Origin of the sequence: Vibrio barjaei, assembly GCF_001639065.2 — a bacterium.
Lineage (GTDB): Bacteria > Pseudomonadota > Gammaproteobacteria > Enterobacterales > Vibrionaceae > Vibrio > Vibrio barjaei.
Map to the genome: position 1 here is coordinate 1 of NZ_LQXO02000058.1, position 23,752 is coordinate 23,752.

Genomic DNA, 23,752 nt, shown 5'->3' on the forward strand with positions numbered 1-23,752 from the left:
TTTCCGTTACCGATTTGGTGGTGACACCAGCAAAAGCCAGCGTAGCGGCGGGTAATATTCAGCAGTATCAGGCGTTCGCTTTATTTAGTGATGGGACAAGTCGAGAGGTAACTGAGCTGGCAAGTTGGCAATCTTCCAACAACAGTGTGGCATCTATTAATCAAAAAGGACTGGCGGATAGTTATCAGAGTGGTGATGTTGTTGTGACGGCTACTTATGCCAGCCAACAGGCGGATGCTTTATTGAATGTGACTCAAGCTCAACTAACAGAGCTGGTGGTAGCTCCAAACAAGGTGACTATACCTGCAGGGCATCAAACTAGGCTACAAGCTTTTGCCGTGTATAGTGACGGGTCATCGAATGATGTGACTCTGCAATCGGTTTGGGCATCGATGGACCAGAGTTTAGTAAACGTTGAAACCGGTAATATAAGCGCCGGAACGGTACATGGTTTAGCTTTAGGCCAAGCGGGTGTCACGGCGAAATTTGGCGGTATGGAGCAGAGCAGCATGATCACGGTAAGTAGTGCAACGCTAACTTCGGTATCCATATCACCTGCTAATTCGACGATTCCAAAAGGAACGACACAAAGTTATGTGCTTACTGCCCAGTATTCAGATGGAAGCAAACGAGATATCAGCACTTTGAGTAGCTGGCAATCGAACAATACTGATATCGCTACCATTAACGCCTTTGGCGTGGCACAAGGAGAGGAGCAAGGAACTAGCCAGATCAGCGGATGTTATTTAGGACAGTGCGCTACCGCGAACCTTTCTGTCACTCAAGCGGTAGTAACAGGGCTGCAAGTGACGCCTGCTAGCGCCATTATTGCAGATGGTCAGAGTCAGTACTATCAAGCGACTGCGTTTTACTCTGATGGGACAAGTAAAGTAGTGACTCAGATAGCAACCTGGACTTCTTCGGATATCAATATTGCTACTATTTCTTCTACAGGAATAACAGGGGGAAAAGCGACGGCTGTTGAACAGGGAAATGTCGTTATTTCAGCTCGTTACGGGGGGCAACTGAGTCAGGCAACGTTGACTGTAACAGCTGCAACGGCAGTCAAGTTAATTGTGTCTCCGGCCATTACTAAAGTTCCTGCGGGATTGAGCTTACCGTATCATGCGGATGCGCTCTACACAGATGGAACCTTGCAAGATGTCACCTTGCTGTCTGTTTGGCAAAGCTCGGATAACGATGTTGCTTCTATAGATGCATTCTGCGAATGCGGTGACGTTTATTGCTGGTCAAACGACAATCAGCGCGCAGTACTTGGGTCTTAATGGTGAAGCAAGTTTAACGGTTACCGCGGCGGTAGTTGATCACCTAGAAGTGACGCCAAATGCCGTTACAGTACCAAAAGGCACAAATGGGCAGTTCGAGGCAACGGCCATCTATAGTGATAGAAGCAGTATTGATGTGACATCTAGCGCTAATTGGAGCAGCTCGGATTCAAGAGTGGTCAATGTTGATAACAGCTCCGCTAACGCGGGGATAGGTAGTGCCTTGAACATTGGTAATGCAGTCGTCACTGCTACCTACTCTGGCATGAGTGATACTTCGAGTGTCACCGTCGTTGCCCCAAGCTTGGTTGAACTTACTATTAGTCCTCAAAATGAGACCGTACCACTGGGTTTAGAAGTACAATATGAGGCTCATGCTCGCTATTCAGATGGTACTAGTAAGACTGTAACTTTAGAATCCAGTTGGCAAAGCAGTATGACGACGGTAGCGACAATTAGTACTGATGGGATGGCTTCAACCGTTTTTACAGGGGAAACCCAAATCAGCGCGACTTTTGAGTCAATTACCGTGTCGACATCGTTGATAGTTACCGAGCCAATTTTGATGGAGTTACAGGTTACGCCAGCTACAGCTACCATTAACATTCAAGATCTACAGCAATATAAAGCAACAGCGGTATTTTCAGACAAAACCGTGACGGATGTGACGACTGGTGTGACTTGGACGATTGCTGATGATGTGGTTGCCCATGTAGATAACGCGCGCTTTAGAGAAGGATTAGTCACAGGTTTAAACTCTGGACAAACGTCAGTCATCGCGACCTATTATGGTAAAACGGCAAACGCGGAAGTAGTGGTTGGCAATCTGACCTACTTAGGCGTGAACGTTGAGCCTGCCGATTCCATGGTCAAAGTAGGGGATACAAAGCAACTTACTGCTTATGCAGTATACAAAGAGGTTAATACTAATAAGGTTTCATTTAAAGATGTAACAGCGCTAAGTGATTGGCGGGTGCAACAGAGAGATAAACTTGCCGTGAATACGACGGGGTTGATAGAAGGAAAATCTGCGGGTCACAGTGAAGTGTATGCGATCTATCAAAACATCGAAGGAGCAGGTCAGGTTAGTGTTGTTGACACATATATCAGACAGCTAGTCGTTACGCCGGACAATGAGACAGTTCCAGAAGGAACTGTAGGACGATATAAGGCGATTGCTAAATATCATCAAGGCTTGCCTGATGAAGATGTAACTTCAAAAGCGACGTGGTCTTCTAGTGACCCTACTGTGATTCAAGTGGTCACCACAGGGGAGTTAGGAGGTAGTGGTGAAGCGTTATCCGCAGGCAGCGCGCAGATCAAAGCTGAGTTTGATGGGGTTGAGGATGAGGTAACTACCACGGTTGCTCCTCTAGTTCTAGCACAAGTCGCAATAGAACCAAGACAGGACATCCTCTATTCGGGGACACCATTCCAATACCATGCTATTGCATACTATCAAGGTGGGTCGAGCAAAGATGTTACCTTAGATGCTGAGTGGTCGAGCAGCGATACCACTGCCGCGACGATTGAATCCGGAAATGCCAAGGCGGGTTTAGCGCAAGGTGTTTATGAAGGAGGGCGCGCGACGATTACGATGTCATACCAAGGCATGACAGATTTTGTTGAAACGCAAACCTATCCTGCCACAACGACAAAGGTAGAAATTGTGCCACAAAATATCACGGTTGCTAGCGGTGATACTGTTGAGGTAACTGTTAATGTCACTTTCTCTGATGGTCGTGTTGAGAACTACGCCAAATATGTCTCTTGGAGCAGTTCAGACATGGATGTTGCATACCCATCCAAGCAATATGTCAGTGGCATTTCGGCGGGTACTGCTACCATCACTGCATCATTTGAAAATGTCACAGGTGATGCATTAGTTACGGTAACGCCCTAGGTATTGACCTTGAATTATGAAGTTAAAAACGGCTCCTTTGAGGAGCCGTTTTTAGTGATGGAACTATCGATTAACAAATGGCCATTTAATTCACTTAACAAAAATAATTCCATTGAATAGTTGCGGACATTGATTTGCCCTATATAATAAAACCATTCTACATTATTTGATAAATATCAAAAAAAGTTGAGAGCAAGAAGAGAACTTGCCCTAAGATGTTCAAACAAAGACGATTTTGAACAAATTTGTGAAGTGAAACCATGATTGTACCGCGCTAGGGGCTGCCACTTGGAGTCTATATTTGCGCATAATGACCAAATTTTAAGCATTTCGCCTTGGGCGGGATGTAAGACCATTTTCTAACTTTCAAATTTCACTTTTTAGGAGAGCCATTGTGACTAATATTGTCGTTGTTGGTGGTGGCGCAGGCGGACTTGAGCTTGCGACCAAATTAGGCCGAACACTTGGACGTAAAGGGCGCGCCAATATTACGCTTGTTGATCGTAAAGCAAGCCATTTATGGAAGCCACTTCTGCACGAAGTAGCGACCGGCTCATTGGACGAAGGGGTTGATGCGCTAAGCTATCGTGCTCACGCGAAAAACCACCATTTTGACTTTCAAATGGGCAGCCTGAATGAGATTGATCGTGAGCGCAAAAGCATTACGTTAAGTGAATTGAGAGATGAGCACGATGAGCTATTGATGCCAAGCCGCGAGATCGCTTATGACATCTTAGTGCTTGCGATTGGCTCAACATCAAACGACTTCAATACTCCTGGTGTTCGCGATAACTGCATCTTCTTAGATAGCCCAGAACAAGCACACCGTTTCCGTACAGAAATGAACAATGAGTTCCTAAAACTGCATGCGAAAAATGGTCACGGCACTGTCGATATTGCGATCGTTGGTGCTGGTGCAACAGGGGTAGAGCTGTCTGCCGAACTGCACAACGCAGTCAAAGAGCTTCGTACTTATGGTTTCGGTGATCTGGATTCGAGTAAGCTGAACGTAAACTTGATTGAAGCGGGTGAGCGTATTCTTCCAGCGCTTCCTCCACGTATTTCAAGCGCAGCGCATTCTGAACTGACAAAACTGGGTGTAACCGTTCGCACTGCCACTATGGTGACTCAAGCGGACAAAGATGGCTTAACTACGAAAGATGGTGAAAAAATCCCAGCACAAATAATGGTTTGGGCGGCAGGAATCAAAGCGCCAGACTTTATGAAAGACATTGCCGGTTTGGAAACTAACCGTATCAACCAGTTAGTAGTAAAAGACACACTGCAAACCACGCGTGATGACGATATTTTTGTTATCGGTGACTTGGCTCAGTGTACCCAAGCTGATGGTAAATTCGTACCACCACGTGCTCAAGCAGCACACCAAATGGCGAGCCGTGCGTTTAGTAACATCGTTGCTAAACTGACAGACAGAGAATTAAAGCCTTACGTATACAATGATCACGGCTCATTAGTATCATTGAGCCGATTCTCAACGGTAGGCAGTTTAATGGGTAACTTAACCAAGGGCTCTATGATGGTGGAAGGCCGAATCGCTCGTGTGGTTTACATTTCGCTTTATCGTATGCACCAGGTGGCGTTGCATGGTGTATTAAAGACCGGATTAATGATGTTGGTTGGTCGCATTAACCGTGTATTGAGACCAAACTTGAAATTGCACTAATACCTAGTAACAACAGAGAGGCGCTGAAAAGCGCCTCTTTTTTATCTCATATTCACTGGTTCAGCGGGTGGGAGGAATGAGGGAATAGACTAGTCCTGCTTTTGGTTTACCTTCAAAAACAAAGCGATTCTGCGCTAAGCATTCGTAGGTTGCTCCGATACGTTCAGCAAGCCTATGGCTAGCGGAGTTGTCTGGGTCGCAAACAATTTCTAGGCGAGTGAGTAATAAATTAGCAAAACTGAATTCCACCAACGCATCGAGCGCTTCCAAGGCATAGCCCTGCTTTTGAGCATCATCTCTTAGCCAATAGCCAAGACTTCCCATATTGAAGGTATGATAAAACTCATTGAGCGCCACCATACCCAGAAACTGTTCGGTTTTTCGGTCAAACAATGCAAAGCCAAATGCTACGGCTTTCACCCAGTTAACTCGAGTCGCTCCAATGAATTCCATCGCTTCATGTTGAGTAAAGTCTTTATGACACCAATCTATCCATTGATGCAACGAGGGAGATTCTTGGATTGCAATTGCCAGTTGCTCGGCATCGTTAAGATCCATTAATCGAAGGCATAATCTTTTTGTGTAGATGGTGTAATGCGTATTCATAATGCCTTGGAACGGAAGAAGAAATGAAAAAAAGGGCCGTATTTCAGGCCCTTTCTGGATTAGTTCTGCACTCTTCGAACTTGGATGATCATGCCCATTAACGGATGGTCTAGGTAGTGTGTTTCACTACTTCTCATGCGACGTTTCTGATCAAATCGATAGTCCTTAAGAAAGGTTTGAACTTCACGTTGAGGCTCTATGGCCTGTAAGTTGCCAGCAATGACGTTACTGTCTTCAGTCCCCGTCGCTACAGAATTGTCTGCAGACGGTTCCATCGGTTCTGTTGCCGTGACGGAATCAGTAACAATCACCTCTTTGGTGCTTGGCGAGCGAAGGTCTAGTTGGGCTTCTGCATACAAGTAATGCTGCACGTAAATCTGTAGTTTACCGTCAAGCTCGTACAACGGTTTGTCAATGGCCACTTCCGTTACGCCATCAACCGGGCTTGTGGTGTTGCTGTTGCTGCCCTTTTCTGTTCCATCGGCATTAAAACCAGCTGAGTAATCTTTCCCTGCACGAATATGGAAGATTGGAGCAGAGCCTCTACCGTTATCGCCTTGACGCCATGCTTTGTGCATAAGCACCGTATAGCCTGCATGATTTTTTAGTTTTGCCGCTTCATCATTCAATTGGTATGAAGAGTAAGGCAGCATCTGAACGCCTTTCGACGCGCGATAACTGGCATCGTTCATTGAACCAGCGCGGCTAAAGTCTATTTGCGGCATAGTGTTCGGCCAAGACTCGTTTACTTTTTCAGGGTTTACCGCACGTTTGAAAACGATCACTTCTATATCAAATTGTCTCTGCGCCAAACTTGGCATAGAAACCAATAGGAGTAGCAGTGGGATCAGTTTTTTCATTGTTTCTCCATTGATTGCCACTATCATTGAGTGCAATCCCATTATATCAATTAATACAGGACGTTGCTGAAACATTTCACGGTGAAAAATCGTTGCAGCTGTAAGCAATTATGCGTTCGGAAGTTGATTGGCTTCAAACTCGTCAAGCATGTTATTGAGGTAGCTTAAGCGTTTACGCCTATCGGTTAACGCTTCCATAAACTTGAACTTAGTTGGCCCTTCCATCGCAAACTTTGTTGGCTGCGCTTGAAGTAGTTTAACCAAGAAGGCCGGGTTAATGTCAGCATCCGGATAAAATTCAATATAGCCACCTTTATCATGGGCTTCTACTTTTTTAACTTTCAGCGCTCTACCACGAAGCTTCATTTGTGAGACGGCAAGAAGGTGTTTGGCAGCATCCGGCAGCAGGCCAAATCGGTCAATGAGCTCCACTTTTAGCTCGTCGAGCTCTTCGTTATCTACAACGCTTGCGATTCGTTTATACATGGATAGACGAGTATTGATATCCGGAATATAGTCATCAGGTAGCAAAGCGGGGATACGTAATTCCACTTCGGTTTGTTCGCGAAGTAGATCGTCCAAAGAGGGCTCTTTGCCTTCTTTTAGCGCTTCCACGGCTTGCTCTAACATTTCCATATAGAGTGAGAATCCAACGGACTGAATTTGGCCACTCTGTTCATCCCCTAAAAGTTCTCCAGCGCCACGAATTTCAAGGTCATGAGTCGCTAGAGTAAAGCCGGCCCCAAGATCTTCTAGTGAGGCGATAGCGTCTAATCGCTTCACTGCATCTTTTGTCATGGCTTTTGGATGAGGAGTCAGCAGATAAGCATACGCCTGATGGTGCGAGCGACCCACACGTCCACGAAGCTGGTGAAGCTGCGCTAAGCCAAGGTTATCAGCACGATCCATGATGATGGTGTTGGCAGTTGGCACGTCGATGCCCGTCTCAATGATGGTCGTACATACTAGTAAATTAAAACGTTGATGATAGAAATCATTCATAACTCGCTCTAGTTCACGTTCACGCATCTGGCCGTGGGCAACTGTGACGCGTGCTTCGGGGACTAACTTTTCTAAGTCTGCCGCTACCTTTTCAATGGTTTCAACCTGATTGTGGAGGAAATAGACCTGACCACCGCGCATGATTTCACGAAGTATTGCTTCGCGTACAACACTGTCTTCGCTTTGACGCACAAAGGTCTTAATGGCAAGACGTCTCGCTGGCGGTGTAGCAATGATGGAAAGATCGCGCATGCCACTCATGGCCATATTCAGCGTTCGTGGAATAGGCGTTGCTGTTAAGGTCAAAATGTCGACATCGGCACGCATCGCTTTCACTTTTTCTTTTTGCCTCACACCAAATCGATGTTCTTCATCAACGATGAGTAGGCCAAGATCTTTAAACTGAATGTCACTAGAGAGCAGTTTGTGGGTGCCAACGACAATATCCACCTTTCCATCGGCGACGTCTTGTAGGATGGCTTTTTGCTCTTTGGCCGATTTAAAGCGCGACAAGACTTCAACACGGATTGGCAGGTTGGCAAATCGATCGCGGAAGTTCTCAAAATGCTGCTGTGCCAGCAGTGTGGTAGGAACCAGCACTGCGACTTGTTTCCCGTTGTCGGTTGCCACAAATGCTGCGCGCATTGCGACTTCTGTTTTTCCGAAGCCAACATCACCACAAACCAAACGATCCATGGCTTTAGGCTGACACATATCAGACATGACAGCATTGATGGCCTGTGCTTGGTCGTCAGTTTCTTCAAATGGGAAACCAGCTTTAAAGGTCGCATATTGGTCACGGTCTAAGCTGAATTTAAAGCCAGGTTTTAACTCGCGCTTGGCGTATACGTCGAGCAACTCTGCCGCAACATCACGCACTTTTTCAGCGGCTTTTCTACGGGCTTTAGCCCAAGATTCACTGCCTAATTTGTTGAGTGGTGCCGATTCTTCCGCACCACCAGAGTAGCGTCCGATTAAGTTCAGTGAAGCGACAGGGACGTATAGCTTGGCATCGTTTTGGTATTCGAGTGTGACGTATTCTGTCGTCATGCCGCCCGCTTCAAGTGTTTGCAAGCCGACGTAGCGGCCAATACCGTGGTCAATATGAACAACGGGTTGGCCTGGCTTGAGTTCAGCAAGGTTGCGAATAACCGTGTCACTATTAATCGAGCGTTTTTCTTTCTTGCGTCGTTGAATGACGCGATCGCCGAGCATGTCACTTTCGCAGATCAGAGCGAACTGATGTTGATAAGCAAAACCATGTTCACATTGACCAATAACAAGAGTGAACTTATCGTCACTCTTCAGCGCATCGAGAAAATGTTCTTTCTCTTGTGGCCTCAGTTTTATGCGATGAAGTAATTCGAGCAGCGCCTCTCGACGGCCCTCAGATTCCACCGAGAAAATTACTTTACCAGCGTACTGCTCAGTAAACTGACGGATTTGAGCCATCGGCTCTTTTAATTGATGCTGTACTGCTAAATCAGGAAGTGCCTCGACGGGAGCATTGACGCGTCCTGCTTTTTCATCCACGGAATCAACGGAGCACAGCAACTGTGGATAGGCTTTTAGCTGTGAATAGAACTCATCTTTTTGCAGCCAAAGCGCACTCGGTTCTAACAGTGGGCGCAAAGGGTCGACCTTTCGTTGCTCATAACGTGTTTCCACGTCAGACAAAAAAGTGTCTATAGCGGACTCGATATCGCCCACAGCGATAATTTGGGAGTCTTGACTGATGTAATCAAATAGCGTTTCAGTATGCTCAAAGAACAGAGGCTGCCAATACTCTATACCCGCTGGCCAAGTGCCTTTTGTTACCTGCATGTAGACTGACTCTGGTTCGCGCCTTGCGTCGAATTGTTGTCTCCAGCGAACACGAAACTCTTCAATCGCGTCTTTTGTCGTAGGAAACTCATGAGCAGGGAGGAGTCGAATCTCGCTAATATCTTCGATGGAACGTTGGTTTTCCGGATCGAAGGTGCGAATAGTGTCGATTTCATCGTCAAAGAAATCAATGCGATAAGGCGCAGAGCTTCCCATAGGGAAGAGATCGAGAATTGAACCCCTACTTGCATATTCACCGGGACCAAACACTTGGTCTACATGTCGGTAGCCAGAGTTTTCTAGCTGTAGACGTAGTTTATCCAGTGAAAACAAATCACCAGTTTTTACCATCAAGGTATGTTGCATTAAGAAATCGCGAGGACTTTGCCTTTGCAACAAAGTGCTTACCGGAACGATAGTGATCCCTTTTGACTGTTGCGGTAGGGCGTATAGCCGTGCAATACGATCAGAAATTATATCCTGATGTGGCGAGAAATTATCGTATGGCAAGGTTTCCCAGTCAGGGAATAGAGCAATCTCTCCTGGAAAGAACTGTTCTAGTTCACCTTGAAGTTTAAGTGCAAGCTGTGGGTCTGGCACAACCAGTAAAGTATGATCAGTATAGGCGTTAGCATGCTCGCTAATAGCAAGAGCTAATGCGCCACCAATCAGGTTACCGAGAAACTTTTTATCACCGGCACCCGTTGGTGCATTAAGAGGAAGTAGTTGACAATTACTCATAGTATTTATTGGTTGTCTCTGTCTAGCGAGCGCTGTCGAAGCAATTTCTGTTGTTGGTACAAAGCGGCTTTAATTAGTAGGTCTTGGTGTTCTTCAAGGATTCGTACAAAACTCAACGTAACCAATTGGCCTGATTCGGAGTTCTGTATATCGGTGACTTCTGCATAACAATATATACCAGCAGGTGGGTGATCTAGGAAAAGCTTCACCTTGGCTACTTGACCAACTTTCAGTGCTTCTGAAGTGATATAGGTAAGTTGACCTGCACCAAAACTGTGAGTCACATGGCGTTGTGCAGGGTCATCTTGTTGCGAAATAATATAATTAAGCAGCAAATTAACCTTGCTGTTTTGCTGTTCAATTAACTCGGCAACGTGCTTGAGGTTATGTTGATTCAGTTCGTGCTTTGCAGCGTCATTTTGCTGATCGAGCAGACTAAATTCACTCGATGCCATAAACGGAGCTGGAATTTCAGCAATGTATTGGTCTAGGTCGGGTAGAGTACTACCAAGTGCTAATGGCTCAATGTTGGCTTTTAAAGGTCCATTTACGGTGAAGAATTCGTTCTGCTGCATACATTTTTCCTAATCGACTTGAATTAATTATCTCTGTGTATGTCTGAGTTATCAAGAAAATGACCGAATGAAAGGTCAAAAGTACGTAATTTAAAAGGAAATTTACAATCGGGGCTACAACCCAATGGGTTTTCTGGTTACATTACTCATAGATTTCGTCCCATGGCCATTATTATGTTTCACCCTTTGCCCGTTTTTATTGGATTACGTTACCTAAGAGGTCGCTCTGGCGATCGCTTTAGTCGGTTCGTATCTTATATGTCGACCGCAGGAATCACTATCGGTGTTTTGTCGCTTGTTACTGTTCTCTCAGTAATGAACGGATTTGAAGCTCAACTGAAAGGTCGAATTCTTGGCGTTTTGCCTCAAGCGGTTATTTCACATGATTCAGGTCGAGTCGACTTAAATGACAAGCCAGATGCGTTGCTGAATAGTTTTGTTACTAGTCAGCCAGCGGTCCCTATTGTCCGCAGTGAGGCTGTGGTTCAAAGCCATCAAGGATTGTCCGCTGCCATTATGATTGGAATTGAGCCCGAAACTGATGATCCGATTCGCTATCGTCTGGTAAGTGGCAGCTTAGATAATTTGCAAGCAGGAAAGTATCAGGTTTTGTTGGGTCATACGCTTGCCAGAGAGCTCGATGTGCGCGTTGGCGATAAGGTAAGACTAATGGTTACCAGTGCTAGCCAGTATACGCCGCTTGGGCGAATCCCGAGTCAGCGAATGTTTACTGTTGCTGGGCTTTATAGCACTGGCTCCGATGTGGATGGCCAATTAGTCGTAACTCATTTGAAAGATGCCGCCAAGTTAATGCGTTACAAAGCCGATGAAGCGAGTGGATGGAGACTGTTTTTTAATGACCCGTTCGTTGTTTCCAATTTAAGTGAACAGCCATTGCCGGATGGTTGGTTATGGAGTGACTGGCGCGATCAACGTGGCGAATTATTCCAAGCAGTAAAAATGGAAAAGAATATGATGGGGCTGATGCTTGGGCTCATTATCGGCGTAGCGGCGTTCAATATTATTTCCGCACTGATTATGGTGGTGATGGAGAAACAATCAGAAGTTGCCATTTTGAAAACGCAAGGCATGACTGACCGTCAAGTGCTCGCTATCTTTATGGTTCAGGGTGCCAGCAGTGGTGCACTAGGAGCCATTGTTGGTGGCATTCTTGGTGTGTTGTTGGCAAACAACCTTAATAGCCTATTGGAAGTCATGGGTGTCGCTTTATTTAGCTTTGGTGGACAGTTGCCGATAGTGGTGAATCCTAGCCAAATTATTGTCGTTGTTATTTGTGCTGTGTTGCTGAGTTTAGCAGCCACACTGTTTCCTTCTTTCCGAGCATCATCCGTTAAACCAGCAGAGGCTTTAAGATATGAGTAGTCCGTTAATCGCCTGTCAAAACATTCGAAAAACGTATCACGATGGGGCGGTGGATACCGAGGTACTTAAAGGCGTGAGTTTTGAGATCTCCAAAGGTGAGTTGGTGTCTATAATTGGTTCTTCTGGCTCCGGTAAGTCAACGCTACTTCACGTACTAGGTGCTTTGGATGAGGCAACGGAAGGGGAGGTTACTTTCCTTGGTGAGCCTCTACTGACTTTAAGCAGCAACCAACAAGCCAAGCTTCGTAATGAACACTTAGGGTTCGTATATCAGTTCCATCATCTACTCAGTGACTTTACAGCGGTAGAAAACGTGGCGATGCCGTTACTCATTGGTGGTATGGGAACCAAACTTGCGAAGGCCGAAGCGAGCGCATTACTAGAGCGTGTGGGGCTAAAACATCGTTTAGAGCATCGACCTTCTGAGCTTTCGGGAGGAGAGCGCCAACGAGTTGCCATCGCTAGAGCTTTGGTCAATAAGCCTGCGTTAGTGTTGGCTGATGAGCCGACCGGTAACCTTGACCATACTACGGCTTTATCTATATATGATTTGATGCGAACACTTAACCAAGAATACGGAACCGCTTTTCTAGTGGTGACTCATGATAATGAGTTAGCCGCGAAAATGGATAGGCAGATGCATATGCAAGATGGCCTGCTACTCGATGCCAAAATTGCGTAATTCAAGGAGCTAATGTGTCACTATCGTTTTTTATTGGTAAACGTTTTAGCAAAGCCAAACAACGTAACAAAATGGTGTCGTTTATTTCGATTTCATCCATTGTTGGCATCGCCGTTGGGGTGGCGGTGATTGTCATTGGTTTGTCTGCGATGAATGGCTTTGAGCGCGAGCTGAAGAATAGAGTGTTATCCGTAATTGCCCATGGTGAGTTTGAAGGTGTGAATGCTCCGATCAAAAATTGGCAAAAGGTGATGGACTCGGCAATGAAACACTCAAAAGTAGAGGCGGCTGCACCCTATATTCGAATGACAGCTTTGGTTGAAAAGGGCAGCCTACTCAAAGCTGTTGAAGTTCGCGGCGTTGACCCCGAACTTGAAACCAAAGTGTCGACACTACCAGGCTTTGTGAAAGGCACTGCTTGGCAAAACTTTCATGCCGGTGAACAGCAAGTGATCCTCGGCAAAGGGGTCGCAGATCAAGTGGGTGCAAAAGTAGGTGACTACGTAACGTTAATGATCCCTACCACTAGCAACACCAGCAAAGTGCAAGCACCAAGACGAGTTCGAGTCCAAGTATCTGGTTTGCTCGAGTTAAATGGACAGATTGACCATAGCTTGGCGATTGTTCCGTTAGCAGATGCTCAGCAGTATGCTCGACTAGGTAATCAAGTTACTGGCGTTTCTATAAAAGTAGATGACGTATTCAATGCCCCTTTGATTGTTAGAGAGGTGGGTAATACCTTAACGGAGTATGTCTATTTACGTAGCTGGAAACAAAAATATGGTTTCCTATATCGAGATATTCAGTTAGTTCGAACCATTATGTATTTGGTGATGGTTCTGGTTATTGGTGTTGCGTGCTTCAATATTGTTTCAACACTGATGATGGCGGTAAAAGATCGCGCATCTGAAATCGCAATATTACGTACGATGGGCGCCACAGATGGCCTCATAAAACGCATCTTTATCTGGCAAGGTGTATTTTCTGGCGTAGTGGGTAGTATTGTCGGTGGTATGCTGGGTAGTTTAGTGGCACTGAATCTCACTCCATTGGTTTCTGGCCTTGAGTCTCTCATTGGTCATAAGTTTTTATCTGGCGATATTTACTTTGTAGACTTTCTGCCATCTGAGTTGGTTTGGAGTGATGTGGCTTTAGTGGCGGGGACTGCAACGGTGTTAAGTCTGATTGCGACATGGTATCCAGCAACTAAGGCAAGTCAGTTAAACCCTGCTTCAGTACTGAGCGCCAAGTAATTTAATCTCAAGAAAAAGCCCGTCAATGATATTCATTGACGGGCTTTTTCATATTTGGTCGACAGTCTTGTTGCTTAGAAGTGTCGTCACACTCGTAGTTTCTGTTTACGACTCTGTTGTCAGTTTCAAGCTAACGTTATCTTGTAGCGCGTTGCTGCCAACTGCGAACCACAGAGTAACGCCAAAGGCCACGAATGCCGAAATACCCAGCAACAGAAGCAACAATACCACATATGGCACACCCTAAGAGGAACGGGGGGCCAATGGTGGTCATTTGGTCGGATAAATATTGCCAAGACAACTCAAAATGGAATGGCTGCGGAGGAGTATTCAAGCAAAATGCGCCGATCTTGTACGCAAAGTAAAATAGTACGGGCATGGTTACAGGGTTACTGATCCAAACAAGTGCAACCGACAACGGAAGGTTAACACCAAACAGGATAGCCAACCCTGCCGCCATAATCATTTGGCTTGGTAGTGGGACAAAAGCCATAAACAAACCAACCGCAAAAGCGCCTGCCGCTGAGCGTCGATTTAAACACCAAAGGTTTGGGTTATAGAGGACATTGCCGAACACTTTCAATGCCTTTTGTCGCTTGATCATCTCGTGATCGGGCATGAAACGTTTAATGAACTTTCTTGGCATAGGGAAACATGACTCTCTTAACAGGCATTGTTGCACCGTTGGTTTTTTCACTAACACTTATCAGTGTTGCATGGTGGCCAATGATGCCTCATTACTACTGGTTGATTCCTACATCCTTAATTAGCATAGCCTTACTAATAAAACGCTGCTCGATAATTGCAGTGGTTTTTATTGCAATGTCCGTGGCTTTGATACAAGGGAATCTTTACAAGCACCAATCAGAGGTGCTTTACCGATTTGGCACAGATATTACCATAAAAGGACGAGTTGACAGCTATTTTAAAAAAATAACTCGTGGATATGAGGTTGAATTGACGATTTTATCGATTAATGGAGAAAAATTGTCATTCTTTGAGAGGCCTAGCGTTAAGTTATATGCACCGATAGCGTTAACAATGGGCGATGAACTCCAAGCTTTGGTTCAACTAAAACCCGTTGTTGGTGTTCTTAATCAGGTTGGTTTCGACAAAGAGCAATACTATTTCTCGAATCGTTTTTTAGCCGACATTGTTCTAGCAGATGACAGTCATTTTATGGCTCGAAGTACGTATGATTGGCGTTCGAAATTACATCGGTTGGTAACGTCTGCGACTAAAAACAGCATACATCAAGGTTATTATTTAGCGCTAATTTTCGGTGATAGAAGCAAACTCGCGTTTGAAGACTGGGCGCGATTAAAACACAGCGGATTGTCTCATCTCGTTGCCATCTCTGGCCTACATATAGGAATAGTTTTTGCCGTTGGGTATTTGGTTGGACGAGGGGCACTGCTGGTGTTGACTTTGCTTCTACCAACAGAACTACGTTATAAAACGACGAAGTTACGTTTATTGTTAGGTATCTTCACAGGATTAGTGTTAGCGTTTTTTTATGCGGCTTTAGGTGGGTTTGCTACGCCAACAGTTCGCGCTCTACTCATGCTTGTCATTGTCAACTCGCTTTGCATTATTCACATCAGGATAATGAGTATGACCACTCTATTAGTAGCTGCCTCTCTCATACTCACCTTGATACCTTTTTCTGCCGCAAGTACCAGTTTTTGGCTTTCTTTTCTCGCTGTCTCCGCACTTATGGTGACCAACTCGGTTGTTTCGTATCAATTTGGTGTTCGTACTGTGTTGTATACCCATGCTTTGCTCTGCTTACTGTTCATTCCCATTGTGGTCAGCTTATTTCAAGGGGTCGCTGTCGCGTCACCTTTCTATAACTTGCTGTTTGTCCCATGGTTTAGTTTTTTAGTCGTTCCTTTATTGCTTTTAGCGACTGTGATGACAGTCCTCTTGGAAGAGGAGAGCTTTATTTGGTCATTGGTCGATATTCTGATGATGCCCTTTGATTACTCTTTGAACCTATCAAGTTGGTTCTGGATTAACACCCCAAGTTACTTAGCTTTCTATGCGATACCATTAATTTTCGCGTTTATTCTGAGAAAGGTAGTGTCATTGAAGTGGCTGGCATTGTTACTGATATTATGTGCTGTCACATTGCCATTAAAACAAAGCGGGCAAAAAGTTAGTGTTCACTTTTTTGATGTAGCCCATGGGCTCTCTGTTGCCATCAAACAGGGAGATCAAGCTGTACTCTATGATACAGGACGCGCGAGTCCAACTTTCTCAATGGCGAGGACGGTAGTGACTCCCAATCTTTTAGCTTTAGGAGTTAGAGAATTGCACGGAGTTATTATCAGTCATGCTGATAATGACCACGCTGGTGGTGAAATTGAACTCCGTAATTATTGGGAACCTGATTGGGTCAAGAAGCCAGATGGAATGACAGAAGAGCAACTCTGTATTCGAGGTAGAACTTGGCAATGGAAGGCAATTCGATTTGAGGCGCTGTGGCCTCCAAAGAGAGTGGACAGAGCTTACAACCCACACTCTTGTGTGGTTCTGATTAGTTTTGCTCAGAGAGACAATTCAGTTCATCGAATATTGCTTACAGGCGATATTGAGAAAGTCAGTGAAATATTGATCGCCAGAACACTCTCTGAACTAGATGTTGATGTTATGAGTGTACCTCATCATGGTAGCCGGACCTCCTCTTCTACGTTTTTGACACAATTGATTCATGCTGATCACGTTGTGGCCTCTACGAAATTTCGTTCCCACTGGCAACTGCCTAACGACTTGGTTAAACAACGATACCTAGAGCAAGGTGCTCAATGGTATGAAACAGGTACGCAGGGGCAGGTTAATTTCGTCTTTTTTGATGGAGAATTAACCGTTTCAACGCTTCGCAACCAGAACCTCGACCCTTGGTATAGGCAGATGTTGCGAAGCAGAGTAGAATGAACAGATAGATAAAAGAAAACGAACAATAATTATGTCGCTAAATCAAGATGAAACGACGCTGCAGACCTTTAAGCGTCTTTGGACTTATATTCGAGAGTACAAAGCGGGTCTCGTCGTTGCGGTGATCGCACTGGTGATCAATGCTGCTGCAGATACCTACATGCTATCACTACTTAAGCCTCTACTCGATGAAGGTTTTGGTGATGTCGAATCGAATTTCTTAAAAGTCCTTCCTTTTATCATTCTTGGAATGATGTTCATACGTGGCACCAGTGGATTTGTCTCGACCTACTGTTTGAGTTGGGTATCCGGCAAAGTCGTCATGGAACTACGACGCAAAATATTCAGTCACTTTATGCACATGCCAGTCTCCTTTTTTGATAAAGAGTCTACTGGTGGGCTGCTCTCCCGGATTACCTACGACTCAGAACAAGTTGCAGGAGCAACGAGCCGCTCGTTAGTCAGTATTGTTCGAGAAGGTGCGAGTATCATGGGTTTATTGATACTGATGTTCTGGAGTAGCTGGCAGTTATCACTAGTTCTTTTCGCGGTGGCTCCTGTTGTAGCTTGGGCAATTAGTTTTGTATCTAAGCGTTTTAGAAAGATATCTCGCAACATGCAAACGTCTATGGGCCATATGACCACTTCAGCAGAACAGATGCTGAAAGGTCATAAAGTTGTTCTGAGCTACGGCGGACAACGAGTAGAAAAAGAGCGTTTTGATCAAATGAGTAACCAAATGAGGCAGCAGGGCATGAAAATGGTTGCGGCTTCAGCGGTTGCGAACCCAGTGATTCAAATGATTGCCTCATTAGCATTAGTTGCAGTCCTTTATTTGGCGAGTTTCGATGAGATTCGTGAGCAACTTACTGCGGGTACTTTTACGGTTATTTTCTCGGCTATGTTCTCATTGATGCGTCCATTGAAAGCACTGACTGGTGTTACGGCTGAGTTCCAACGTGGCATGGCAGCGAGCCAAACTTTATTTGGGTTGATGGATTTAGATACGGAGCGCGATACTGGTACTGTTGAGCTGTCGAAAGTGAAAGGCGACATTAAAGTTAACGACATCACTTTTACTTATCAGGGAACCGAAAAGCCGGCGTTACGTCATGTTAGTTTTGATCTTCCTGCGGGGAAAACCATTGCACTTGTAGGGCGTTCGGGTTCGGGTAAAAGTACCATCGCTAACTTGTTTACACGCTTCTATGATGTCGAGAGTGGACACATTGAACTTGACGGTCATAAGATTGACGATATCAAGCTGACCAACTTGCGTCAGCATTTCGGATTGGTTTCTCAAAATGTTCATTTGTTCAACGATACCATTGCCAATAACATAGCCTATGCAACTGATGGTGAGTATAGCCGAGAGCAAATCGAGCACGCGGCGAAACTGGCTCATGCTATGGAATTCATTAATGGTCTCGACAACGGTCTTGATACCGTAATCGGAGAAAATGGCGCAAGCTTGTCTGGTGGTCAGAGACAACGTATCGCGATTGCACGAGCTCTGTTGCGTGATGCACCCGTTCTGATTTTGGATGAGGCGACTTCTGCACTCGATACTGAATCTGAGCGAGCGATTCAATCGGCGCTAGATGAGCTTCAAAAGGATAAGACGGTGTTGGTGATAGCCCATCGCTTATCAACAATCGAAGAAGCTGACGAAATTCTCGTAGTCGATGACGGTGAGATCATCGAACGAGGTGATCATAATACGTTACTTGCACATAAAGGTGCGTACGCTCAACTGCATAAAATTCAGTTTGGTGACAACGAGTGATTGAGAAACTGTGGTTTGGTCGTAATCCACTAAACTACTTATGGTGGCCGCTTTTGTGGCCACTTAGTGCGTTATATAGAGCGATTGCGAAGCGACGCAGGCAAGCTTTCAGTGATGGTTCAAAAGAATGCTACCGCGCTTCTGTACCTGTGATTGTCGTTGGCAATATTACCGCTGGTGGTAATGGTAAGACGCCGATAGTTATTTGGCTGGTTGAGCATTTGCAGCGTCAAGGTTTCAAACCTGGAGTAGTTTCTCGAGGTTACGGGGGGAAATCTGACCATTATCCTTTGCAAGTGGAAACCCAGACTAGTACTAAAGCCTGTGGCGATGAGCCGAAGCTTATTTATGAAAGAACCAAAGTCCCTGTTGTTGTGGATCCGGTAAGATCGAATGCAGTCAAGGCATTAGAAAGTCTTGGTGTTGATGTGATTATCACCGATGATGGTTTACAACACTATGCGCTTGATAGAGCGATGGAAATTGTAGTGGTAGATGGAGTGCGCCGCTTTGGTAATGAGCAGTCTATTCCATTGGGACCACTACGAGAAACGCTGTCCCGTTTGGAAGAAGTAGACCTTATTGTTACCAATGGCGGGGAACCTCGTTTAGGTCAAGAGAAGCGTTTTGAGTTACAGCCTGAGCTTGCTATCAATCTAACAACCAATGAGCGTAAAGCCGTGACCGAGCTAGGGCAACTCACTGCGTTTGCTGGTATTGGCCATCCCCCACGTTTTTTTAATACGTTGAATGATCTTGATGCAGATGTGGTGCGCTGCCAAGGCTTTGCTGATCATAAAGACTTTCAACCGGAACAGTTATATGCCCTAAGTGATGGGTCTGATAACGTCATTATGACGGAGAAAGATGCCGTAAAATGTCGTTCATTTGCACAAAACAATTGGTGGTATTTACCTGTCTCTGCACAATTTACAGAGCAAGACGGTAGTGAAATACTCAAAAAAATAAACAAGGTAATAGAAAGTTATGGATCACAGACTTCTTGAAATCGTGGCATGCCCAGTATGTAAAGGAAAACTCACTTTTGATAAAGATAAGCAAGAGCTTATCTGTAAGCTTGATCGCCTTGCTTACCCGATTAAAGAGGGTATTCCGGTTTTACTAGAACCTGAAGCAAGACAAATGAGTATGGAAGAGGGGCGCTAATGTCTTTTACCGTCATTATCCCAGCAAGGTATGAATCCTCACGTTTGCCAGGTAAGCCGTTAGCAGATATTGGTGGCAAACCGATGATCCAGCACGTTTATGAGAAGTCGCTGCAATCTGGCGCAGATCGCGTGATCATCGCAACCGATGATCAAAGGGTCGAGCTAGCAGCAAAACAATTTGGTGCCGAAGTTTGTATGACTTCTCCGTCTCACGAGTCTGGCACAGAGCGTCTAGCTGAAGTGATTGCGTCGATGAAAATCGCACCCGATCACATCGTTGTGAATGTGCAAGGTGATGAACCTTTGATTCCATCATGCATTATTAAGCAGGTTGCCAATAATCTTGAGAGCAGCACGGCGCCAATGGCTACTCTTGGTGTAACGATTGAGAATGAATCGGAAGTCTTTAACCCGAATGCAGTAAAAGTAGTGACGGATGAACAAGGTTATGCGCTGTACTTCAGTAGAGCAACGATACCTTGGGATCGTGACGCTTACGCTTCAGAGCCGAAAAAGCGTGCAACTAGCCCTCTACTTAGACACATTGGCATCTATGCTTATCGTGCTGGGTTTATTAAGACTTATGTAGAATGGGAGCCGAGTGCACTTGAACGAATTGAGTGCCTAGAGCAGCTTCGAGTGCTGTGGTATGGCGAGAAAATCCACGTTGCTGCGGCTCAGGAAGCACCACCTGCTGGGGTAGATACTCCTGAAGACCTTGAGCATGTGAGGGCGATTGTCGCCCAGCAATAAGAGCTCTGCTTTAAATTACTTATCTCTTTAAAGCTGGGTGATTGGTGGGGATTTCCAACCAATCACCTGGCTGCAAGTCTCCAATCTCAAACCCTGCCATCGACGCACGAATAAGCCTTAATGTTGGGAAACCAATATTGGCTGTCATTCGACGTACTTGCCGATTTCTTCCTTCAATAATTGTAATGCTTAACCATGTGGTAGGAATGTTGGCACGAAAACGCACAGGTGGCTTGCGCTCCCATACTTTAGGCGTTTCCATAAGGCTTACTTTCGCAGGCAATGTAGGCCCGTCTTTAAGCACTACGCCACGTCGCAGTTTATCTAAGTCCTCTTCACTGGGCGCTCCATCGACCTGAACCCAATAGGTTTTTTCTGACTTGGATTTTGGCTGAGTCAGCCTAGCTTGCAAAATACCATCGTTGGTAAGAACCATCAGTCCTTCGCTGTCTCTGTCGAGGCGTCCGGCGGCGTATACATCTTTGACTGGTATATAATCTGCAAGTGTTTTACGTCCGTCACCATCAGTGAATTGACTTAAGGTGTCAAAGGGTTTGTTGAAGAGGATAACTTTACGTTCTTCAATGGGTAGCCTGCTTCGGTGAGTGTCTGTTTTTCGTTTAGCCGATGGTTTTGTAGTGGACTTTTGCGGTCTACTTCTTGGACCTGAATGCTGTTTGAAACGTGTAGAAGCAGCGCGGCTTTTCGGCTTGCTACGAGGTGCCGCTGTTTTATTCGTCATGTTAACTACCTTGCAAAAATGTAAACAAACTGTGTGGTGTAGTTTTGTCTACGGTTGTTTTGAGCTATCATAAGCGCGCTCAAAAACAGGAATAACGCACAAGATAATAGACTAATTGCCCAAATTTGTTTAATTATAAGTGCTTAGGATTTCGTTTGACTGAACAAAAAAAGCCCAATTGAGAGGGTTTTCATGTACAAACCTTTTGTATCAACCACTCAATCGCGTTCGGTCATAACGTTTACGTGTCCTTGATGAAGGCACGTTGATTAATAAGGGTACTCATACCCAATTAGAACGATAGGGAAATTTCATGCCTACAGAAAAGCCGACAATTATCTATACCATTACTGATGAAGCTCCAGCGCTCGCAACGTACTCGTTGCTGCCAATCATTCAGTCATTTACTGCTTCATCTGGTATCAGTGTTGAAACGAGAGACATTTCACTAGCAGGGCGTATTATTGCTAACTTCCCTGAATACCTTAAAGAAGAGCAACGCATTGGTGACGCACTAGCTGAACTTGGTGAACTGGCAAAAACACCAGAAGCGAACATCATCAAGCTACCAAACATCTCTGCGTCTATCCCACAGCTTCAGGCTGCTATTAAAGAGCTTCAAGCAAATGGCTATGATTTGCCAAACTACCCAGAAGAGCCAAGCACGCCAGAACAAGAAGCTATCAAAGCAACTTATGACAAGATCAAAGGTAGTGCGGTAAACCCAGTTTTACGTGAAGGTAACTCAGACCGACGCGCACCGCTATCTGTTAAGAACTATGCAAAGAAAAACCCGCACTCAATGGGAGCATGGTCTAAAGATTCTAAGTCTCATGTTTCTAGCATGACAGACAAAGACTTCTTCGGTAGTGAAAAATCGGTCACTGTTGCTGATGCGACGGATGTGAAGATTCAATTTACTTCAGCGACTGGCGAGACGAGCGTACTTAAAGAGAAGGTTGCCCTACAAGCGGGTGAAATCATCGATGCGTCTGTAATGAACAAGAAGGCGTTGGTGTCTTTCTTTGAAGAGCAAATTGCAGAAGCGAAACAGCAAGATGTTCTCCTTTCTCTGCACATGAAAGCGACGATGATGAAGGTCTCTGACCCAGTTATTTTTGGTCACGCAGTTAAAGTTTACTACAAAGATGTATTTGCAAAACACGGTCAGCTTTTTGAAGAACTAGGTGTTGATGTAAACAACGGTATTGGCGATGTTTATGCAAAAATTACTTCACTACCAGCCGCGCAAAAAGCTGAGATTGAAGCGGATCTTGCTGCCGTTTACGAAACTCAACCTGCACTTGCAATGGTTGACTCTGATCGCGGTATTACCAACCTACACGTACCAAGTGACATTATCGTTGATGCTTCTATGCCAGCGATGCTTCGTTCATCTGGCCAGATGTGGGGTCCGGATGGTAAGCAGAAAGATACCAAAGCAATGATCCCTGATCGTAGCTATGCAAGTATCTATCAAGCGGTTATCGACTTCTGTAAAGAGAATGGTGCATTTGATCCAACGACGATGGGTAGCGTGCCAAACGTAGGTCTAATGGCTCAAAAAGCCGAAGAGTACGGTTCACATGATAAGACCTTCATCCTAAAAGGTGATGGCAAAGTCGAAGTTATCGATGCAGCCGGTAATGTGCTTATTGAGCAGTCAGTTGAAGAAGGCGATATCTTCCGTATGTGTCAGGTGAAAGACGCACCGATTCAAGATTGGGTGAAACTGGCAGTGACACGCGCTCGTGCATCAAGCACGCCAGCGGTATTCTGGCTAGACGAAAACCGTGCCCATGATGCTGAATTGATCAAAAAAGTGAATCAATACCTTCCAGAGCACGATACGTCAGGTCTAGAGATTTATGTGAAGGCTCCTCTGGAAGCAACACTGTTCTCACTAGACCGAATCAAGAAAGGTGAAGACACCATTTCTGTCACTGGTAACGTTTTACGTGATTACCTAACAGACCTATTCCCAATTCTTGAGCTTGGCACATCGGCGAAGATGCTATCTATTGTTCCATTGATGAACGGTGGTGGCCTATTTGAAACAGGCGCTGGTGGTTCTGCGCCTAAGCACGTTCAACAGGTTCAAAAAGAAAACCACTTACGTTGGGACTCTTTGGGTGAATTCCTAGCACTAGCAGCTTCTCTAGAGCACCTAGCGGTGGTTTCTGGTAAAGAAAAAGCGAATGTACTAGCGAAAGCACTTGATGAAGCAACGGGCAAGTTCTTGGACAACAACAAATCTCCATCACGTCGCGTTGGCGAGTTAGACAACCGTGGTTCTCACTACTATCTAGCTCTATACTGGGCTCAAGCACTAGCTCTTCAAACAGAAGACAAAGCACTAGCAGACGAGTTTGCGCCAATTGCAGAGCACCTTGCATCAAACGAGAGTGTTATTGTTTCTGAACTAAATAATGCTCAAGGCGTTGCAGGCGACCTTGGTGGTTACTACCAATTTGATGATGTGAAGACTTCTACGCTGATGCGCCCAAGTTCTACATTGAATAATATTGTTAGCTAATCGCTAAACATCGCGTTGTGAAAGACATAA

Annotated in this window: 18 protein-coding genes; 12 read left to right on the forward strand and 6 right to left on the reverse strand. The window is 45.2% G+C overall.

Going from position 1 to position 23,752, the window contains the following annotated elements; translation table 11 throughout:
- From AWH66_RS24010 to AWH66_RS24020, 3 genes are all read left to right on the forward strand, one after another.
- Positions 1-1,286, forward strand: a 1,286-nt coding sequence (locus AWH66_RS24010; protein ID WP_206360075.1) for an Ig-like domain-containing protein, incomplete at its 5' end; no start/stop codon positions are given.
- Positions 1,216-3,189 carry an Ig-like domain-containing protein gene (locus AWH66_RS24015; protein ID WP_063606522.1) on the forward strand — a complete coding sequence of 658 codons (1,974 nt, stop codon included), beginning with the start codon at positions 1,216-1,218 and terminating at the stop codon, positions 3,187-3,189. The genes AWH66_RS24010 and AWH66_RS24015, both read left to right, overlap by 71 nt.
- Before the next feature lie 394 nt (positions 3,190-3,583).
- Entirely contained in the window at positions 3,584-4,873 is a 1,290-nt protein-coding gene (locus AWH66_RS24020) for an NAD(P)/FAD-dependent oxidoreductase (RefSeq protein ID WP_031497041.1), read from the forward strand.
- A 60-nt stretch (positions 4,874-4,933) separates the two neighbouring features.
- Here AWH66_RS24020 and AWH66_RS24025 read toward each other — a convergent pair whose 3' ends face one another.
- The 4 genes from AWH66_RS24025 to AWH66_RS24040 form a co-directional block, all read right to left on the reverse strand.
- Complete coding sequence (locus AWH66_RS24025; protein ID WP_063606523.1) at positions 4,934-5,479, reverse strand: GNAT family N-acetyltransferase; 546 nt, start codon at positions 5,477-5,479, stop codon at positions 4,934-4,936.
- A 59-nt stretch (positions 5,480-5,538) separates the two neighbouring features.
- Positions 5,539-6,339, reverse strand: a complete 801-nt coding sequence (locus tag AWH66_RS24030; protein ID WP_031497044.1) for a peptidoglycan binding protein CsiV — start codon at positions 6,337-6,339, stop codon at positions 5,539-5,541.
- A gap of 108 nt (positions 6,340-6,447) precedes the next feature.
- Positions 6,448-9,906 carry a transcription-repair coupling factor gene (mfd, locus tag AWH66_RS24035; RefSeq protein ID WP_063606524.1) on the reverse strand — a complete coding sequence of 1,153 codons (3,459 nt, stop codon included), beginning with the start codon at positions 9,904-9,906 and terminating at the stop codon, positions 6,448-6,450.
- Between the two features lie 5 nt (positions 9,907-9,911).
- On the reverse strand, positions 9,912-10,481 hold the full coding sequence (locus AWH66_RS24040) for a PilZ domain-containing protein (RefSeq protein ID WP_063606525.1): 570 nt from the start codon (positions 10,479-10,481) through the stop codon (positions 9,912-9,914).
- Between the two features lie 174 nt (positions 10,482-10,655).
- Between AWH66_RS24040 and lolC the strand changes: the two genes are divergently transcribed.
- Genes lolC through lolE form a run of 3 tightly spaced genes read left to right on the forward strand, consistent with a single transcriptional unit; the run spans position 10,656 to position 13,799 of the window.
- Positions 10,656-11,864, forward strand: coding sequence for a lipoprotein-releasing ABC transporter permease subunit LolC (gene lolC / locus AWH66_RS24045; RefSeq protein ID WP_063606550.1), 1,209 nt, complete (start codon positions 10,656-10,658; stop codon positions 11,862-11,864).
- Positions 11,857-12,546, forward strand: a complete 690-nt coding sequence (lolD, locus tag AWH66_RS24050) for a lipoprotein-releasing ABC transporter ATP-binding protein LolD (RefSeq protein WP_038229573.1) — start codon at positions 11,857-11,859, stop codon at positions 12,544-12,546. Before lolC ends, lolD begins: the two co-directional genes overlap by 8 nt.
- 14 nt (positions 12,547-12,560) lie before the next feature.
- On the forward strand, positions 12,561-13,799 hold the full coding sequence (lolE, locus tag AWH66_RS24055; protein ID WP_063606526.1) for a lipoprotein-releasing ABC transporter permease subunit LolE: 1,239 nt from the start codon (positions 12,561-12,563) through the stop codon (positions 13,797-13,799).
- A gap of 136 nt (positions 13,800-13,935) precedes the next feature.
- Here lolE and AWH66_RS24060 read toward each other — a convergent pair whose 3' ends face one another.
- Positions 13,936-14,445: a DUF2062 domain-containing protein gene (locus AWH66_RS24060; protein ID WP_006075333.1), complete on the reverse strand. Its 510-nt coding sequence runs from the start codon at positions 14,443-14,445 to the stop codon at positions 13,936-13,938.
- Positions 14,446-14,453: 8 nt separating this feature from the next.
- On the opposite strand from AWH66_RS24060, the gene AWH66_RS24065 reads away from it, so the two are divergent.
- Genes AWH66_RS24065 through kdsB form a run of 5 tightly spaced genes read left to right on the forward strand, consistent with a single transcriptional unit; the run spans position 14,454 to position 20,444 of the window.
- Positions 14,454-16,736, forward strand: a complete 2,283-nt coding sequence (locus tag AWH66_RS24065; RefSeq protein ID WP_063606527.1) for a DNA internalization-related competence protein ComEC/Rec2 — start codon at positions 14,454-14,456, stop codon at positions 16,734-16,736.
- A gap of 31 nt (positions 16,737-16,767) precedes the next feature.
- Entirely contained in the window at positions 16,768-18,522 is a 1,755-nt protein-coding gene (gene msbA, locus AWH66_RS24070; RefSeq protein WP_063606528.1) for a lipid A ABC transporter ATP-binding protein/permease MsbA, read from the forward strand.
- The gene (gene lpxK, locus AWH66_RS24075; RefSeq protein WP_063606529.1) at positions 18,519-19,529 is read left to right on the forward strand and encodes a tetraacyldisaccharide 4'-kinase; all 1,011 of its coding nucleotides are present in this window, start codon (positions 18,519-18,521) and stop codon (positions 19,527-19,529) included. Before msbA ends, lpxK begins: the two co-directional genes overlap by 4 nt.
- Complete coding sequence (locus AWH66_RS24080) at positions 19,510-19,689, forward strand: Trm112 family protein (protein ID WP_006075338.1); 180 nt, start codon at positions 19,510-19,512, stop codon at positions 19,687-19,689. Before lpxK ends, AWH66_RS24080 begins: the two co-directional genes overlap by 20 nt.
- Positions 19,689-20,444: a 3-deoxy-manno-octulosonate cytidylyltransferase gene (gene kdsB / locus AWH66_RS24085; RefSeq protein ID WP_063606530.1), complete on the forward strand. Its 756-nt coding sequence runs from the start codon at positions 19,689-19,691 to the stop codon at positions 20,442-20,444. Before AWH66_RS24080 ends, kdsB begins: the two co-directional genes overlap by 1 nt.
- A 19-nt stretch (positions 20,445-20,463) precedes the next feature.
- On the opposite strand, the gene AWH66_RS24090 is transcribed toward kdsB, so the two are convergent.
- Entirely contained in the window at positions 20,464-21,186 is a 723-nt protein-coding gene (locus AWH66_RS24090) for a pseudouridine synthase (protein WP_063606531.1), read from the reverse strand.
- Positions 21,187-21,499: 313 nt separating this feature from the next.
- On the opposite strand from AWH66_RS24090, the gene AWH66_RS24095 reads away from it, so the two are divergent.
- On the forward strand, positions 21,500-23,722 hold the full coding sequence (locus AWH66_RS24095; RefSeq protein WP_063606532.1) for an NADP-dependent isocitrate dehydrogenase: 2,223 nt from the start codon (positions 21,500-21,502) through the stop codon (positions 23,720-23,722).
- Positions 23,723-23,752 lie beyond the last annotated feature (30 nt).